Consider the following 17669-nt stretch of genomic DNA (forward strand, 5'->3'; position numbering starts at 1 on the left):
TTAAATTCTCCTATTTAACTCCATTAACTGGGAAACATGCTAAATCTCGACCTTCATAAACAGGCCCTTTATAATACTTTTTAACTATTTTTGTTGACTCGTCTTTAAGTACCAAACCTTTACCTAAGAAATGACTTAAAACTAATGCTTTTGGATTAACTGCTGCAGCAACTTGTCCAATGACTGACGGCTTAGCATGTAAGAAACTACCTGCCGCATCAGCACTTTCGTCAATTGGCATCGGCATCATTAGAATATCTGCATTTTTTGCAAATTTAATAAACGCATCTCTAAATTTATCATGTTCATTACTACCACCAGCACCAGTTACAACGATAGTACCTTTCTTAGACACAATCTTATATGCCAAAGTTGGAACATCACCTTTAGGAATACCTAAAGCCCAAACAGTAAATTCATCATTTGAAAAAACCTTAGTTGGCTCTAATTTTGTATAATCAATATTTGTTACAGGATCAAGCTTAAAAGGGAAACCATCTGTACCCGTAAGTATTCCATGTAAATATGCAAAAGCACCATGATCTTTTCCAAATACTCTCTGAAGAAAATCCGTCGCACTTGGGAAAAGACCTGAATGTGTAGGACCTGAGAATGGAAGATTCTCTGTTCTTTTGGAGAAATATGCTCCTTTTAATATCGCTGGAATATCTGCTGAATGATCAGCATGGAAATGAGTCATATTGATTGAGTCTAAATCTTCTAATCTAGCTCCTGATTGACCAAATCTAAGATATGTACCACCACCAGCATCAATCAAAACTTTAGATTTACCATCAATCCATATCAACTCACCTGCAGATGCTCTAGCATCATCTGTAATTGGTCCACCAGAACCAAGAAGCTGTAAGGTGAAAGACTTATCTAAACACTGTGGATTTGTTTGTGCAACACCTTGTGATACCCCAAAAGCACATATTGAAGCAACCACAAAGTTAAAAGCTCTTTTTTTCATAAATAACCTTATAAATTTAACTTTGTAAGGTCATTATCAATGATTAAGACAAATAGTTGAAACTAATAATTTTTATAAAATATATCAATTTTTATTATATGAGATGTATGAAATTGAATTAGATAAAATTGGATTAGGCTAATTTAAAAGATTTAAAGAACATTACCCATTAAAACGCTATGATAACCAGCATCAACGTGAATGTTTTCGCCTGTAATACCAGAAGCCATATCAGAACATAAGAATGCAACTGTATTACCAACTTCCATAATATCAACGTTTTTCTTAAGTGGTGATACTGTAGCATTATAGTCCAACATCTTTTTGAAATTAGCAATACCTGACGCTGCCAAAGTTTTGATTGGACCAGCTGAAACACAGTTCACATTGATTCCATCTGGACCTAATGCAAGAGCTGTATATCTCATAGTAGCTTCTAAAGATGCCTTAGCAACACCCATAGTATTATAACTAGGCATAGCTTTTTCAGCACCAATATATGTAAGACCTACGATAGAAGCATTTCTTCCTTTCATCATCGCACGACCTTCTCTAGCTAAGGCAGCAAAAGAGTAAGCACTGATATCATGAGCAATAGCGAAACCTTCACGAGTAACTGTATCTATAAAATCGCCACCTAACTGATCACGAGGAGCAAAAGCGATAGAGTGAATAAGACCATCTAGACCATCCCAAACTTTACCTAGCTCAACAAACAAGTCTTTCATCTCTTGATCAGAAGTTACATCACAAGGTAAAATTGCAGCTGGATTGAACTCTTCACTTAGCTTCTCTACTCTTTCTTTGAATTGACCAACATAAGTAAACGCAAGTTCTGCACCTTCTCTATGAAGAGCTTTTGCAATACCGTAAGCGATTGATTTATTGCTTAACAGACCAGTAACTAGTATCTTCTTTCCTGCTAAAAAACCCATTTAATATCTCCTTTAGTAGATTAAATTAAAACTTTGCTTGAATAATTACAACCAACATAAGCTGTATAGCAATATCCCAAGCTAATAGATATAATTATAATTAATAGTAATATAAAACACTAGCTTAATTTTAAGGTGATTACCTATGCATTGGAAAGAAAAAAAAATAGTCTCTGCACCATCTAGCGAAATGGGTTTTGATAAAGCTAAAGCAAGTTGGGATATTATGAAAATATCATCCGAACTTGTCGAAGGATATGAAAGATTAGATAAGATATCTCCGGCTATTAGTATATTTGGTTCAGCAAGGATTTCCGAAGATGATAAGTACTACAAAGATACTGTTGAACTAGCTAAATCTTTGTCAAATCATGGCTTTGCTGTTATCACAGGTGGTGGCCCTGGTATTATGGAAGCGGGAAACAAAGGCGCTCAACAGGGATCTTGCTCAAGTATAGGCTTGAATATAACACTACCTCACGAGCAAAAACCTAATAGCTATCAAGATGTCTTTTTGATTTACAGATACTTCTTTACGCGTAAAGCAATGTTTATCAAACACTCTATGTCGTATATAGTCATGCCTGGTGGCTTTGGTACTCTAGATGAGCTTTTTGATATTACAACTCTGATACAAACAGGTAAAAAAGTCAAAATGCCAATTATCCTCTATGGTAAAGATTTTTGGGGCGGATTAATGGAATGGATAAAAACCACCTTAGTACAAAAAGGTGTAGTTAGTAAAGAAGAAGTTAATCTTCTAACTCTTGTTGATAGTATTGATGAGGTCTTAGAAGTAGTAGCCGAACATTATATGAATACCTATAGTTCAAAAGCACACTCAAAAATTGTATTTTAAAGGTTTTTTGTACATGGATATAAATACTATTTCAGTAACTTTGATTAATAATTCACTTCCTATTATTACAGCTTTTACAGTCCTAATTCACATTTTTTGTGGCTTAGGAATAGCAAAAGATATTCCTAAAGTCTTAGACAGAAGACTTACTACGATAATTTTACCAAAAAACATTTGGATACTTGTTGGATTAGTCTTTGGTATATGGGGATTGCTTATATACTGGTTATTTCATCATTCAACTATATCAAGAGGTTAAAATAAACCATGAGTAATAATAATTTATGGGAACCAAAATCATATAACTCAATAGGCAAGTTTGTCACAGAATATGGTAATGAAATTGTTGAGCTTCTAAGCCCTCAAAAAGATGAGAAAATTTTAGATATTGGGTGTGGTACGGGTGAACTTACCAATAAAATAAAACTACAAGGAGCTAGCATAGTTGGTATTGATGTATCAAATCAAATGTTAAATCAAGCCAAGAAAAACTATCCAAATATAGAGTTTATAGAAGCAGATGCTCAACAAGATTTGCCATTTAACTCAGAAAATTTTGATGCTGTTTTTTCAAATGCTGCATTACACTGGATGCTAAATCCAACAGCTGTCATAAAAAATGTAAATAAAATTTTGAAGAAAAATGGTAGATTTGTCTTAGAGATGGGCGGTAAAGGAAATATAAAAAATCTATTAGCAAGTTTAGATAAAGCATCTCAAAAATATGCTATCCAAGACTATAGTCTTGAGAATTTTTACCCAAGTATTTCGGAGTATACTTCTCTACTTGAAAATAATGGTTTTTTAGTCAAATATGCCATTCTTTTTGAAAGACCTACGCTATTAGAAGGCTCTAATGGCTTTAGAAACTGGGCTATGACTTTTAGAAAGAATTTATTAGATAAAGTAACTAATACTGCTGAATTCTTAGAATATGCTGAAAAAATTGCTAAACCATATTTGTATAAAAATAATAAGTGGTATGCAGATTATGTCCGATTAAGAGTTATTGCCTATAAGACACAATAGCTAACAGACTTCTTCTCCGCCAAAAACTTCTTTTCTTAGATTCTCAATATCTTTTCTAATAATATCTTCAACTACTTCTTTTGTAAGGGTATGATCTATTCCTTTGATTAGGTTGACACTTCCCCAAGTACTCTCAAAGAATTTATTATCAACAACGTTATCGTTCTCAGCTAAAGTAACCTTTATTGCTTCATGGAATTTCCCAAGCTTGCCATTAAACAATAGTAATAAATATGCTCCCAACATCTTTCTAATCTTGATCTTACCAAGAACTCTCATTGTTTTATGATGGATAAAAAATGGCGTAATCAAATGAAGTCTTTGATACAAGGCTTCATCAATTAAAGATGAAATACCCGCAGACATTGATATTGCATAGATAAGATCATAATTATTAGCACTAACTTTATACTTATTGATAATTCTTTTAAGCTTACGCTTTACAAATACTGGTCGACCTAGGGCCACTGTTGTTATCTTAGCTTTGATACCATCAATATCAATATGCTCAACACTATCACCTTTACTATAGTAGCCCCTAATTACTAGTATATTTAACTTGTCTTTATTCATTAATCGATAAGCTCTATTTGATAACCATCTGGATCTTTTATAAATGCTATAACTTGAGTACCACCTTTTACAGGACCAGCTTCACGAGTTACGATACCACCTTTGGCTTTGACATCCTCACATGCCTTATAGACATCATCTACCTGCATGCATAGGTGACCGAAAGCATTACCATGATCATACTCATGATCACCCCAGTTATATGTTAACTCCAATACAGTATGATCCGAAATATCACCATAACCAAGAAATGCTAAAGTATATTTATACTCTGGATTATCCATCTTCTTTTGAACAGTCATTCCCAATATATTTGTATAAAAGTCTATGGATCTATCCAAATCTTTAACTCGTAACATGACATGAGCAAAACGCATTTTAACTCCTTTAAAAAGTTTATTTGTTATCAAGAAATTATTTTGCTATATTATAGCAGATTTTTAATCCCCTGTTCGTAACTATCCAGGGTTAACAAAACTAAAGGAATATAAATGACAAATTTCAATCTTTTAATACTATTTACTTTTGTAGACTTCTTTGTCCTGTTTCTAGCTTATAAGCTTTTTGGCAAAAAAGGATTACATATATTTATAGTTATTAGTGTGATTGCCGCAAATATCCAAGTTAACAAAGGGGTTGCTTATGATATTGCTGGTTTTCATATTGTTGCAACACTCGGTAATGTAATGTTTGGGGGCATATTTACAGCAAATGACTTGCTTAACGAGAAATATGGTCGACAAGAAGCACGCAAAGCTGTCCTAAAATCGATCTTTTTTGGTCTATCATTCGTGCTTTTGATGTTTATCTCAACGCTATTCACAAGCTTAAATGATGATTTCTATAATGATGTAAATAACTCTTTGAATTTATTTTTCTCAATAAATGGTGGCGCTTTAAAAGCTGTAATTATTGGAAACCTAGTTTATCTTGTATCTCAACTATTTGATGTACTTATATACTCTAAGATAAAAAGCTTTAGCTCTGATATAAAATGGTTATGGCTAAGAAACACTGGCTCAACTTTAATATCTCAAATTCTTGATACTACACTTATAACTTATGGATTTGCATTTGCAGGAATTATACCTACGGAATATGTTTTTGAAGTTATAATTTCAACATTAGTTATTAAATACATAATCGCGCTTATAAATGCACCTCTTTTTTATATTTTAGCGTTTACAAAACCTAAAGCATAAATACTATAATATAAGACTATTGATTCAATCATCATGTCATTCTCGCAAAGGCTGGAATCTTCTTAATATTTAAGAGATCTCCATGCACGAGGATAACTACTGTTTTTTTTATGATACATACTCATTAAATGTCTTAAACAAAGGCTTTATTTAGACATTTTTTACCCTTATTTCACACATTAGTATTTTTATTTACAGAATACAAAAAATTTTCTGCGCCATTTTGCACATACTCTTTAGTATTAGGATCATAATTATTAAGGGTCTAGATAACTTTAGCACTAAATTTTCTTACTAAAGTACACATGATTTTATATAAATCATTATCTTTGTTATTCCACCTAAATTCACACTCTTTTAAATGTAAAACAAACTTATCATCACTTAATCCGTTAAATTTTGCAAGTCTTCTTTTAGAGAAAGACCAAAATGACTCTATACCATTAACATGGTTTTTACCACGAGCAAACTCATTGTGAGAGTGATAAATACGATAGTGATCATAACCGTTTAGAATAAGCCCATCATATGCTTTCCATCCATCAGTATAGATTGTGCTGCTTTCGAGTATTTTGCCTTGTATTATAGGCATTAAGGACTCTTTAGAGCAGTTTGGTACAATAGAAACGTAGACTTTATTATGTTCATCGCGTTTTAAAACACCGAATACTGGTGTTTTACCAACTGCACCACGACCACGTTTACCTCGTACTCGTTTAGCTCCAAAATAAGACTCATCTAGTTCAAACTCTCCAGTAGATGCTAAGAATTTTTCATCAGATAATAGAATTATTTTACGAAATCTATCAAAATAGCGGTTAATTGTTACTCTGCTAACATTAGTTATTTTACTCGTATTTGTCGCTGTTAAATCCAAGCAGAAACACTTCAAAATCTCTCTAATTTTAGCATCTGAAATATGCGAACGTTTTTTATACCTTCCAAACATAGATAAAATATAGCTCCATCAATGATTTTTGACAAGCTAAAGTTATCTAGACCCATTATTAAATATATTTTTAACTTGACCAATTCCTTTACAATAAATCTCAATCCCACTAAGCTCCATGTCTTCAGAAAATCCCTTATAAAAGTGCTGATTTGTTTTAAACTCTAACTGAACACAGTCTTTATAAGTATTGCCATTTATAGTAATGTATGGGATAAATTTTGTATACTCAGATACACCTTTAACACTGTATTCATTATTAGAAGTATCAATAATTTCTGGTTTATTTAACTCTATTTTTTGAGTAAATAAAGGTTTTTGTTGAATAGTCGAATCACTCTCGCACTCAAGAGAATGGAGGATACCATCATCACCAACAATCTTATCATCTACCTCATATACTGCACTATCTTTAACAAGATATGTATATTCTCTAATAAGCTGCTCCTTTCCTTTTGAATCATATGATCTTGACTGATATGTACACTGAGTTTTCTCTTTGTTACAGCTTTTAATAAAAATATTAAAGATTTTAACTATCTTATTAGTATTTTCCTTATCTTTCATTGCATAAACATAAGCTGTTCCAACATCTGTTGAAATTAGATCACTACCATTTAAAGATGTTTGATTTTGATCTGTAGCTAATGCTAGTAGAGGTAAAAAACTTAGAGTAAATATAACTTTCTTATTCATTTATCTTCCTTTGTCTGTTAATTTTAACCCCTACCACTAAACAAACTACAGAAGAATAAAGTCTAAATCAAGCCTAACTTTAATAAACCATAATATACACCATCATTATAGTTTGCTTTAGTTATTAGACTTGCTTTTTCTTTTAATTGAGGGGAAGCATTATCCATAGCAACAGCCACATCAACTCGATCAAACATTTCTAGATCATTATTACCATCACCAAATGCGTATGTCTCATATCCTTCAAGATCTAGATATTCTACAACCTTATTTATACCATCTGCTTTGGTATGTCCTGCTAAATAACAGTCAACATAACCATTTTCATTATGCGGAGCTATCACACACTCGTCTCCAAGCGTATGTTCTAAAGCTACAGTGTCAACATTCCTACCCAAAACTAAAGCATTATAAATTGTTACATTATATAAGTTATGTGTCGTAATGATCTTATCCTTACTTACTATAACGTTATCATAAAAATAATTAAGATCTTCTGATTCAAGGTTGTTCACATATGCAAATTCACCCTCGAAAAGCCAATCATGATTGTGTTTTTCACAAAACTCTAAAACATTATCAATCGCACTTTGTGGAAATAGCTTCTCATAAATAAGTTTATCACCAACACTGACTACAGAACCATTTGCCGTAACATAACCGTCCATAGGCAAATCAAGAACTGCTGAAGGAATGAAACTCGGTGATCTACCTGTAGCTATAAAAGTCTTATAACCTTGCTTTCTTAACTTTTTGATTGCTTGGATATTTTTATCTGAGACAAAAAGCTCTCCTTTATGTTCGTATACTAGAGTGCCATCAATATCAAAAAAAAATGCTTTCTTCATTATCTAACTAACTTAATTTTCATTAATATTGATAATAATAAATTACTAAAAGCTAAAAGGATATAGCTATCGCAAAGATTTTGAACCTAACAGTCATCAGATGATATAGTGATAAATGTGGGACCATTAAATTTGAAAGCTTGGTCCAAAGAATCTTTATAGTTGCTTCTATTAGTCGTAATAGTTTTCGCGCCAAAACCTTTAGCTATACTACTCAAATCTAATCGTGGATTTGTAATATCCATTCCTACATAGTCTTTCTCTGGTGTTTGTGGAACCTGCAAGTGCCATAATTGTTTTAAGATTTTATACTCATCATTGATAGTACAAATAAATATAACAGGAATATTATATCTAGCGGCGGTCCAAATACTATGAATAGAATACAAACTACCACCATCACCAACAAAACATATAGTATGTTTATTAGTATATAAAGAAATACCTACAGATAGTGGCATTGCCATACCTAAAGCACCACCACGAGGTTCATAATAAACCTTTGAAAACTTTAATATATATGTTAATTCTTCAAGATGTGTCTGGTTCGTAGAACCCTCTATGACAATAGCTGTATCACGATAACAATAGTCTAAAATATCAAATAAGATGCTATCTTTATTTGTATTAATTTTCTCCAATTCAAAACTCTTTTTATATTTAGTTTGTTTAGTATCGAAATGATCAGCAATGATCGAAAGGTTATTACCAATTTCCCCTCTAATAACATAATCGAAAGGATAATCATATCTAGTCCTTATATTACCATTACTAAACTGAATTAAAGTATTTTGTTGGGGTATTGTTTGCTTTTCATGATATAGAAAAGACTGGATTTTTTCTCCCAATAAAACAACCGTTTCATATTTAGATAATACATTATTAGCCTCTAACGAAACAGCTGGTAAAATGCCTTTATAATTATCAAAACTCACATCAATAGAAGTTTTGACAGCAAATGGTGCTAAATAGATATCGGCGTCTACTTTATTACTAAGCTGATGAAGATTTGATCTGGTTTTAGCACTCCAAATAACCTCTGCATCAACAACAAAAACAATACTTTTACACTCTTCTAAATGGTTAATAATCTCTGTTAAGTCTGTTGCTTGAGTGTCATTTAGTATTTTAGTCTTTTTAAAATATCCTGTACTACACTCATCCGTATAAATTTCCATAGGTATAGATAAAAAAGTAGGCATTTTAGATTCTAACGACTCCAAATAACATCTTTGTAATGCAATACTTAAATCTGATACGTGTTGAACTTCGTACTGTGTTTTTGTTGCTGTTTTTGCAAGTTCAGTTAAATTTCCTGATAATATAGGCTTATGAATAAGATGACTTCTATTTTGCTGTCCAGCTATTACAAACAGTGGAATCCCTGCAGCATAAGCATTAAACATATTACTCATAGCATTTGCCAAACCTGGATAAGTATGTATATTTAATACCGAAGGTTTCCCACTTTCCAAAGCATATCCAGCAGCAATACCCGTAGCGACAGACTCGTGTAACCCCAAGATATATTTACAATTATCACTTTGAGAAACCACATCTAAAAATGTAGTTTCTGTAGTTCCTGGATTGCCAAAAACATATTCTATAGCAAATACATCAAAAAAAATCTTTTAATATTTGTTTACCACTTCTTAACATGAGTCCTCTCCTTAGCGAATAAAGCTATACTTCTTAAAGAATAGCTATATTCTTAATCACCATCTACTATATTTCTTGAATCGTGACCTATGCTTCTTGTCACATCTCTTGCTGCATGTCCTATTGAGTCACCCATATCCTTGAAGTTTCCTTTTACAGATCCATTATTGCTTGAACTATCTCCACTATCAGAACATGCTCCTAATAGAGCAACTAACATAACACAATAAACCAACTTTAGATATTTCATTTTTAAGACTCCTCTATTATAGCTATCAATTACCATCAACTATATTTCTTGAATCGTGACCTATGCTTCTTGTCACATCTCTTGCTGCATGTCCTATTGAGTCACCCATATTTTCAAAATTTTCTTTAATAGATCCATCACCACTATCATCAACTATATTTTTCGAATCATGGCCTATACTTTTAGTTACATCTTTAGCAGAATCTCCAACAGAATCACCCATATCTTTAAAATTACTTTTAATTGATTCATTACTGCTAGCACTTGAAGTATCTTGCTCATTTGAACATGAACCTAATAAAACAATTGATATTACACACACTATTGTTTTTAAGTACTTCATTTGAAACACTCCTTGTTTTTTAAAAAATAAACATCGCATCACCATAACTAAAAAATCTATATTTTTCAGCTATAGCATGCTCATATGCTTTCATAATCTTTTCTTTATCTGCAAATGCACTAACTAGCATAATTAGAGTAGACTTAGGCAAGTGAAAATTAGTAATCATTGCATCAACGATATTAAACTTTTTACCTGGATATAAGAAAATATCAGTCTCACCTTGATAAGGCTGAATTTCTCCACTTTGACCTGCTGTTTCAAGTGAGCGTACAGAAGTTGTACCAATAGCTATTACTCTACCACCATTAGCTTTAGTTTGACGAATTTTCTCACAAACATCTTCAGATACAGATATAACTTCTGAATGCATCTTATGGTTATTGACATCATCAACTTGAACAGGTTTAAAAGTTCCTGATCCAACATGTAAAGTGATATAAGCTATATCAGTACCCTTAGCTTTTATTTGTTGCATTAGCTCTTCTGAAAAGTGCAAACCAGCTGTTGGAGCAGCAACAGAGCCTAAATCTTTTGCATAAACTGTCTGATATCGTTCAGCATCAAATTCTTCATCATCTCGCTTCATATACGGAGGTAAAGGAATATGCCCAAACTCTTCCATCAATTGATAGATATCTTTATTACCCTGCAGTTCAAGTAGATACATTCCGCCATCTTTTTCTAATACTTTTGCTAAAGTATCTTGGACATATATTTCACTACCAATAGTTGGTGAGCGATTTGCTTTAATATGTGTTTCAAAAATTTTAGGTGTTTTAACTCTTTCTATAAGATATTCAAGCTTTGCGCCTGTAGTTTTTTCACCATATAGTCTAGCTAGCATTACTTTACTATTATTAAAGATAAGCAGATCTTCAGGATTAATAAAATCAATAAAATCAGTAAATTTATGATCTACAATCTCGCCAGTTTGCTTATTTAACTTTAACAACCTACTAGCATCTCTGTTTTCTAAAGGATAGCTGGCAATTAACTCTTCTGGTAACTTATAATCGAAATCGTCCGTTCTCATTTAATAAATTTATTTTAAAAAAATCTTTTGAGCAAAATATTATCATATCTTAGATAATAGATATAACAATTTAGGCCATTATCATCCTAATATGCTATTATCCATATATAACAATTTAAATATACATATTTATGTTATTTTCAGACTTAAACTTAAGCCAAAACATCATAGAAATATTAGAAAATAAAAATATCAAAATACCTACAAACTCACAGATTTTAAGCTTTGAAAAAATCTCAAATGGAGAAAATATCTGGCTAAAATCACCAACTGGTAGCGGTAAAACACTTGCTTATATTTTGCCAATTATGAATAAATTATTAATAGATAAAAAACCTCTTACACAAGTTGTTTTTTTCACACCTACTCATGAGTTAGCCATTCAAATTAGTAATTTTATAAATGAGACATTCTCAAGTATAGGCATTAAATCACTAGCACTAATTGGTAAAGCATCGATAGACAGACAAAAAGAAAAATTAAAGAAAAAACCAAATATTGTAGTTGGCTCTGTTGGCAGGATTCTAGAACTTATCGATCAAAAAAAACTAAAGGCTGCTCATCTACAATACTGTATTATTGATGAGGCAGATCGTATGCTTGAAGATGACAGCTTAAAGCTTTTAAAACAAATTATCTCTAAAACCACAAATCTACAATATATATTAGGCTCTGCTACTATCAAAAACCACGCCTTTGATATTGCGAGTAGTTTTATCGAAAATTTAGAGCTTATTGATAACTCCAAAGAAAAAGAAACTATAGAACATAGCTATATCACAGCTGATGGTAATCGTAAAACCGATACATTACGAAAGTTACTAAACAAAATATCTCCTTCCAAATCTATAGTATTTCTACATAGAAATAATGACGTTGATTTCGTCACAAAAAAAATAGATAAACTAGAATGTGGGGTTGGCTCTATTCATGGTGAACAAAATAAAATTGATAGAGCTAATACCATCAAAAAATTCAAAAGTGGACAAATCAAAGTTTTAGTTGCATCTGATGTTGCAGCTAGAGGACTTGATATTAATGATGTTGATTTTGTAATAAATTATGATATCCCATCCAAAGCAGAAGATTACCAACATCGAGCAGGTAGAACAGGTCGTATGGGTAAGTCCGGCAATAGTATTCTAATTATTAAAGAAACTGAATTCTCTTATATCGAAAAACTACAAAAGAAGTTAGGAATTGATATTAAGAAGTTTTAATATTTGTAAATTCGCCTATTTAAAAATCTAATTTATAATCAAAATCATCTGTTTTTTTATATTTACAACAATATAAAGGTTACTATTAGAAGTGATAACCAAGGGATAAATTTATAAAGATTTACTCTTAACTAATATTTCCTATACATCTGAATATGTTAATATAATTTTCCAAAACTAATTTAATATCTAAAAACTAACTATGAAAAAATTTCTATCCATTACAATTATTATATTTGTAACATTATCAGCCTCTTTTGCTAGTAACTGGCCTAGTGGATATATACCCAAAAATCAAATCATAAATATAGATAGTATTATCGGAGCTCCTCCAAGTACAAATTCATTAGCATTTTCTAGTGACAAAGCGATATCAGAAGCAGTATTTAGCCAAAATAAAAATACTACTGATTATAAAATAGCAATTCATGACGCATCTAATGACCAAGATGTTCATATTGCTGATTTTAGCAAAGCTTTTGGCCAAGAAATCACTAAAGACAAAACTCCCGCAATATACAGTTTATTAAATAGATCAACAACTGATGTATCGAATATAAAGCAATCAGCTAAAGAAAAATACAAGAGAATAAGACCCTTCGTGTTTTTTGATAGAAAACCTTGCGATCCTGATGAGGATCCTAGTAGCTACTCATACCCTTCTGGACACTCCTCTAGAGCCTGGAATTACGCTATGATTCTAGCAGAGCTAAAACCACAAACAGCTAAGCAGCTTTTTGAGTTAGCGGATAGAAAATCCCAAAGTCGAGTTGTTTGCGGAGTACATTGGAAAAGTGATATCCAAGCTGCTAGAACTGTAGCTTTAGCAAATTTTGCAATTTTAAACGGAAACCAAGATTTTCTAAAAGATTTAGAAAAAGCTCGACAAGAAATTAATCAATAAGTTTACAAAGCCTGTTTTACTACTAAACTTTTAACAATACTATATTTATCAACAAACTCAAATCCAGCTCTACGAGCTTTTTTAATATAATCATTCTCACTACCAAACACCTCTTTAAAAGCTTTCATAAGAGCTATCATCTTAGTATTATCAAGCTTTCTTTCGCGTTGGTATTTATCTAACGTTGAGATATGACCAATTAATCTACCTTTGGCAAAAGCTTCACTTACAACTTTACTCAAAGCTATAACATCTTTAAAACCGATATTTACACCCTGACCAGCTAGTGGATGGATTGTATGTGCTGCATCACCAACTAAAACAACATTACTTTTAATGTAACTCTTAGCATGACGCTGAACTAGCTCAAAACTAAATCTTTTTGATAAAAGTTTTACACTCCCAAGAGTATTATTAATTGCTTTTGCTAACTCTAATTCAAACTTCTCATCAGCTAAACTCATTAAGAAATTAGCATAATCAGTTTTTACAGACCAAACGATCGAAGCTTTATTAGGATTTTCTAACGGTAAAAATGCTAAAACTCCTTTACCATAAAACCTTTGATATGCTGTTTGATTATGTTGTTTTTCAAGCTCAAGAGTTGCCACTATCGCAGTATGTTTATATGGTTTAACTTTAGTTTCAAAATTAAAATAATCTCTAACAAAAGAGTTAGCTCCATCTGCGCCGACGATCAAGCTAGTTTCGACAATTTTATCAGCTAAAACAACTAGTTCCGTGTTACCATTCTTTTGGATCTTTTCAATCCTCTGATTCGCATAAATTTCAATACCTGTATTACTAATTTTAGTAATGAGAGCTTGTGTTATAACATCATTTTCTACAATATTACCCAAACTATGCTCAGATATCTCTTCTGCTGAAATAGTAATACTTTCACTAGGAACATCATCCCAAACACACATTTGATAATATGGTGATATACGATTGCTTTTAATGGCATTCCAAACACCCAAATCTTCTAGCAATCTCTTTGAAGTGTGATTAATTGCACTTACTCTTGTTTCTACTCTATCTGAATTGAGATGCTTATAATTCATTTCTCTTGCTTCTATTACAGCGACTTGTAGACCATTTTGATGCAAAGATAGAGCCAAACTAAGCCCAACCATACCTCCACCAACAATCACCACATCTTTTTGGATATTTTTAATGTTCATCTTCAACCACCTTTCTCATTAGTGTTGAACCTCTTGTCAGCTTACCCATCATCACTCGAGATAGAACTTTTTTGGCTAATTTGCTTCTTTGTAACAAGTGTAATCCAACATTTCTACTTGCCACAAATTTAAAATCATTTGAAACAAACCATTTCACAAATCCATGTGTAATATTAATTGTTCTATCATGATCTGGTTTTCTAACTTTGGCAAACTCTTCTAAAACTACTGCTATAGAGCTTTGTGAAAAATCACTTTCAACAAGTAAATCATATAAAAAGCCGATATCTCGAATACTTAAATTCATGCCTTGACCAGATACAGGATGTAAAAAATGCAAAGCATTACCAAAAAATAGTACATTATCTTTATATACTTCATTTGATTGAACAAGATATAAAGGAAAAACATCAGGCTTAGTAGCAACTTCAATCTGACCTAATCTATAACCAAATCTATCTTGAACCAGTTCCTCAAACTCTTTTTTGCCTAGGTTTAACTTTGCTTTTGAGTCTTCTCGATCAACAGTCCAAACACAGCCCATTGTAGTTTTTGACTTAGGAAGCATTGCAAGCACACCATCAGTCATAAACCTCTCAAACGCTGTATTATCATTATCAAGATCTGTTTGGATATCAAAAACGACTGCATCTTGTTTATAATCAGTAGTTTGAGCTCCTACATTTAGCATTTTACGTATACTTGAGCTTGCACCATCACAAGCGATTATTAGTGAAGCCTGTATTATTTTATCTTGTTGTTCTTGCTCAACAACTAGCGAATAATCATCAGCATTCTTTTGCAAACTAACCACATTAGTCTTAAAAGCTTTTTCGATGTTTTCATTTTCAGCAACATTCTGCAATGCAACTGCTAATAGTTCACGCATTGGAGCGATAGCCCCAAGAAATGGCAGATTCTCATCCTTAGCAAAAATCTCAGCTCTACCATATCGTCCTTTATCAGAGACATGAACCTTTTTTATGGTTTGAGTTTTACTAGCAACTTTATCCCACAAACCAAGAGTATTCAGAAATGCTATCGATGAATAAGAGACAGCGATACTACGGTTATCATTTTTGACTTCTAGCTCATCTTTCTCAATATGAATAATTGAACATCCCGTTCTAGCAAGTGCTAAGGAAGTTAATAAGCCAACAATACCTCCACCAACAATCGCTACATCATATTTAGTATTCATATAAATACCTAAACTTTTTCACTATCAATTAATAATACTGCAACTTTTGTATATTCAAGCAATTCAATAAAATCTTGTTCACAGTCATCATTATCTTCAAGAGCTTCGTAGTCCATATAAGATATTTTCATTAAATCGCTTATTGCTTCTTTAGTCTCTCTATCTTTAGAATTCTCGTAGTCTAAACCAAATAAACCTACACCAGATAAAAAACCTCTGATCCAGTAAGTTAATGCTCCAGCTTTATAACTTAAAGGCTCATCATCTTCTGGTAAGAATAAATCAAAACTTAAGCCTTTTTCATCAAACTGCGACTGAGTGTAGTCATAAAGTTTTTTCATAGCTTGCAAAGCCGAAGCCGCTATCAAATCACCTTCTTCGATTGGTTTTGTCATCAAAGAATCTGACCATGCAGTGAATTTAACTTCTGCTCCAAAGCTAAATAATGCACAAAGTAGCCCATGTGCTTCTGAAGCCGTAGTTAAAGCCTGCATTACTTTTAGAGCTTCTGCGACATCTTCAAAATTAGGTTTTTCATTTTTCATAGATAGAATTTTATTTTATATATTATTAAATGATATTTTACTGTATATAGATAATTAGTTATAGGTATTTTTTTAAAGTATTACTCTAATAAGATAGTCACCTTCAACACACTAAAAATAGATAACTTAAATCAGCTAAAGTCAAGCAATATATCTATAAACTTTTTAGTGTAAATTATTCAAAGAGAAGATGTTGTTGTTTATAATACCCATGTATTCAAAAGTTTAGTTGTCTGGGTTATTGGTGATTTAGTTACAATCTTGTACCGATACTACTTAGAATAGGGAGCTTGGTGTTTGAACTAGAGAGCAAGCTTTGATGCCATGCATTCACAAAGAAGCCCAACGTTGGAACTATGGCACCCAAACTTGATACCATAGGGATCAAGAATATTGAACTAAAACGGTAATCTGGACAACTAATTATTTATAGTTTTAGTCATGAACAAAGAGCATATACGCCGAGAACTCTTAAATATTAGGAACAATCTAAATGATAAAGATGAACTATCATCTAAAATCAACTTTAAAGTCATAGATTATATCAAAAACAACTTCTCAGATCCCAAAATAGCTAGTTTTGTTTCTCTTAAAAATGAAGTTAATACATCCTTAATCAATAACCACTTCAGAAATATTTACTTACCTATAATTCACCCTTTTATAAAACATAGTTTATGGTTCGCAAAAGATTCAAAAGAGTATTATTTGAATAAATATAAGATTAAAGAGCCTAGATATTCAGCAACTGACATCATTTCTGCTTGGGAACTTGATATTATTATCGTGCCAATTGTTGGTTTCAATAAAGATAAATTCAGAATGGGCATGGGAGGAGGTTTCTATGACTATACATTAAGCTTCAAAAAAAACTGCAATTCCCCTTTAACTATAGGCATAGCCTTTGATGAACAGCAAAATGATGATATCATCATAGATATATATGATATTAAGCTTGATTTAATTATTACACCTACGAGGATATTATAAAATATGGATAGTACTACTCTAGCTAATGAAATTAAAAACAAAATACTATCTGAACTTGATCCTCAAGCAACAATTGAAATAATAGATGAAACACACAAGCACGCAAAACACAGAGGATTTATAGAAGGTAAATACCACTATTTAGTCAATGTTTCATCTAAAAAGTTAAGTGATATGGCAAAGATTAAAGCACATAAAGAAATATTCAGATGTACACAATCACTTATGCCACAAATCCATGCTTTATCAATAAAAATCAAACCGGAGTAGAGC

Annotated in this window: 22 protein-coding genes and 1 other RNA gene; 9 read left to right on the top strand and 14 right to left on the bottom strand. The window is 31.9% G+C overall.

Annotated elements, in window-relative coordinates:
• Positions 1–10 precede the first annotated feature (10 nt).
• Entirely contained in the window at positions 11–973 is a 963-nt protein-coding gene (locus IMS64_RS05855) for an MBL fold metallo-hydrolase (protein ID WP_088821393.1), read from the bottom strand.
• A gap of 152 nt (positions 974–1125) precedes the next feature.
• Positions 1126–1908 carry an enoyl-ACP reductase FabI gene (locus IMS64_RS05860; protein ID WP_004287488.1) on the bottom strand — a complete coding sequence of 261 codons (783 nt, stop codon included), beginning with the start codon at positions 1906–1908 and terminating at the stop codon, positions 1126–1128.
• A 145-nt stretch (positions 1909–2053) separates the two neighbouring features.
• Here IMS64_RS05860 and IMS64_RS05865 point away from each other — a divergent pair, with 145 nt between their 5' ends.
• From IMS64_RS05865 to IMS64_RS05875, 3 genes are read left to right on the top strand one after another with little or no spacing between them, the layout of a single operon-like run.
• Positions 2054–2767 carry an LOG family protein gene (locus tag IMS64_RS05865; RefSeq protein ID WP_088821394.1) on the top strand — a complete coding sequence of 238 codons (714 nt, stop codon included), beginning with the start codon at positions 2054–2056 and terminating at the stop codon, positions 2765–2767.
• A gap of 13 nt (positions 2768–2780) precedes the next feature.
• Positions 2781–3026 (top strand): hypothetical protein, encoded by a 246-nt coding sequence (locus IMS64_RS05870; protein ID WP_012280797.1) that lies wholly within the window; start codon positions 2781–2783, stop codon positions 3024–3026.
• An 8-nt stretch (positions 3027–3034) separates the two neighbouring features.
• Positions 3035–3796: a class I SAM-dependent methyltransferase gene (locus IMS64_RS05875; protein ID WP_200151123.1), complete on the top strand. Its 762-nt coding sequence runs from the start codon at positions 3035–3037 to the stop codon at positions 3794–3796.
• On the opposite strand, the gene IMS64_RS05880 is transcribed toward IMS64_RS05875, so the two are convergent.
• Both IMS64_RS05880 and gloA read right to left on the bottom strand, forming a co-directional pair.
• Positions 3797–4369 (bottom strand): hypothetical protein, encoded by a 573-nt coding sequence (locus IMS64_RS05880; protein ID WP_211490137.1) that lies wholly within the window; start codon positions 4367–4369, stop codon positions 3797–3799.
• Positions 4369–4746 carry a lactoylglutathione lyase gene (gene gloA, locus IMS64_RS05885; RefSeq protein WP_042523567.1) on the bottom strand — a complete coding sequence of 126 codons (378 nt, stop codon included), beginning with the start codon at positions 4744–4746 and terminating at the stop codon, positions 4369–4371. Before gloA ends, IMS64_RS05880 begins: the two co-directional genes overlap by 1 nt.
• Positions 4747–4860: 114 nt before the next feature.
• On the opposite strand from gloA, the gene IMS64_RS05890 reads away from it, so the two are divergent.
• The gene (locus IMS64_RS05890; protein WP_211490138.1) at positions 4861–5571 is read left to right on the top strand and encodes a queuosine precursor transporter; all 711 of its coding nucleotides are present in this window, start codon (positions 4861–4863) and stop codon (positions 5569–5571) included.
• A 265-nt stretch (positions 5572–5836) separates the two neighbouring features.
• Here the strand turns inward: IMS64_RS05890 and IMS64_RS05895 are convergent, their stop codons facing one another.
• From IMS64_RS05895 to queA, 7 genes are all read right to left on the bottom strand, one after another.
• A complete protein-coding gene (locus IMS64_RS05895) occupies positions 5837–6520 on the bottom strand; it encodes an IS1595 family transposase (protein WP_200404587.1) in 684 nt (227 codons plus the stop codon).
• Between the two features lie 42 nt (positions 6521–6562).
• Positions 6563–7216 (bottom strand): hypothetical protein, encoded by a 654-nt coding sequence (locus IMS64_RS05900; protein ID WP_244972888.1) that lies wholly within the window; start codon positions 7214–7216, stop codon positions 6563–6565.
• A gap of 62 nt (positions 7217–7278) precedes the next feature.
• Positions 7279–8064, bottom strand: coding sequence for a Cof-type HAD-IIB family hydrolase (locus IMS64_RS05905; protein ID WP_042517967.1), 786 nt, complete (start codon positions 8062–8064; stop codon positions 7279–7281).
• 86 nt (positions 8065–8150) lie between these two features.
• Positions 8151–9620: a thiamine pyrophosphate-binding protein gene (locus IMS64_RS05910; protein WP_211490139.1), complete on the bottom strand. Its 1470-nt coding sequence runs from the start codon at positions 9618–9620 to the stop codon at positions 8151–8153.
• A 155-nt stretch (positions 9621–9775) separates the two neighbouring features.
• The gene (locus tag IMS64_RS05915; RefSeq protein WP_012280790.1) at positions 9776–9973 is read right to left on the bottom strand and encodes a hypothetical protein; all 198 of its coding nucleotides are present in this window, start codon (positions 9971–9973) and stop codon (positions 9776–9778) included.
• Between the two features lie 25 nt (positions 9974–9998).
• The gene (locus tag IMS64_RS05920; RefSeq protein WP_211490141.1) at positions 9999–10316 is read right to left on the bottom strand and encodes a hypothetical protein; all 318 of its coding nucleotides are present in this window, start codon (positions 10314–10316) and stop codon (positions 9999–10001) included.
• 19 nt (positions 10317–10335) lie between these two features.
• On the bottom strand, positions 10336–11352 hold the full coding sequence (gene queA / locus IMS64_RS05925; protein ID WP_211490142.1) for a tRNA preQ1(34) S-adenosylmethionine ribosyltransferase-isomerase QueA: 1017 nt from the start codon (positions 11350–11352) through the stop codon (positions 10336–10338).
• A 131-nt stretch (positions 11353–11483) separates the two neighbouring features.
• Between queA and IMS64_RS05930 the strand changes: the two genes are divergently transcribed.
• Positions 11484–12572 carry a DEAD/DEAH box helicase gene (locus tag IMS64_RS05930; protein ID WP_211490143.1) on the top strand — a complete coding sequence of 363 codons (1089 nt, stop codon included), beginning with the start codon at positions 11484–11486 and terminating at the stop codon, positions 12570–12572.
• Between the two features lie 202 nt (positions 12573–12774).
• Entirely contained in the window at positions 12775–13476 is a 702-nt protein-coding gene (locus IMS64_RS05935) for an acid phosphatase (RefSeq protein ID WP_211490144.1), read from the top strand.
• A gap of 2 nt (positions 13477–13478) precedes the next feature.
• Here IMS64_RS05935 and IMS64_RS05940 read toward each other — a convergent pair whose 3' ends face one another.
• The 3 genes from IMS64_RS05940 to IMS64_RS05950 are packed head-to-tail and all read right to left on the bottom strand — an operon-like array spanning position 13479 to position 16406.
• Positions 13479–14660, bottom strand: a complete 1182-nt coding sequence (locus IMS64_RS05940; RefSeq protein WP_211490145.1) for a UbiH/UbiF/VisC/COQ6 family ubiquinone biosynthesis hydroxylase — start codon at positions 14658–14660, stop codon at positions 13479–13481.
• Positions 14650–15861: an FAD-dependent monooxygenase gene (locus tag IMS64_RS05945; protein ID WP_211490146.1), complete on the bottom strand. Its 1212-nt coding sequence runs from the start codon at positions 15859–15861 to the stop codon at positions 14650–14652. The genes IMS64_RS05940 and IMS64_RS05945 overlap by 11 nt, the downstream gene beginning before the upstream one ends.
• A gap of 8 nt (positions 15862–15869) precedes the next feature.
• Positions 15870–16406 (bottom strand): UPF0149 family protein, encoded by a 537-nt coding sequence (locus tag IMS64_RS05950; protein WP_211490147.1) that lies wholly within the window; start codon positions 16404–16406, stop codon positions 15870–15872.
• A 227-nt stretch (positions 16407–16633) separates the two neighbouring features.
• Here IMS64_RS05950 and ssrS point away from each other — a divergent pair.
• From ssrS to IMS64_RS05965, 3 genes are all read left to right on the top strand, one after another.
• Positions 16634–16828: non-coding RNA, 6S RNA (gene ssrS / locus IMS64_RS05955), on the top strand.
• 19 nt (positions 16829–16847) lie between these two features.
• Positions 16848–17396, top strand: a complete 549-nt coding sequence (locus IMS64_RS05960) for a 5-formyltetrahydrofolate cyclo-ligase (protein WP_211490148.1) — start codon at positions 16848–16850, stop codon at positions 17394–17396.
• 3 nt (positions 17397–17399) lie between these two features.
• Positions 17400–17666, top strand: coding sequence for a BolA family protein (locus tag IMS64_RS05965; protein ID WP_211490149.1), 267 nt, complete (start codon positions 17400–17402; stop codon positions 17664–17666).
• Positions 17667–17669 lie beyond the last annotated feature (3 nt).

It is taken from the genome of Francisella philomiragia (assembly GCF_018135955.1).
Lineage (GTDB): Bacteria > Pseudomonadota > Gammaproteobacteria > Francisellales > Francisellaceae > Francisella > Francisella philomiragia.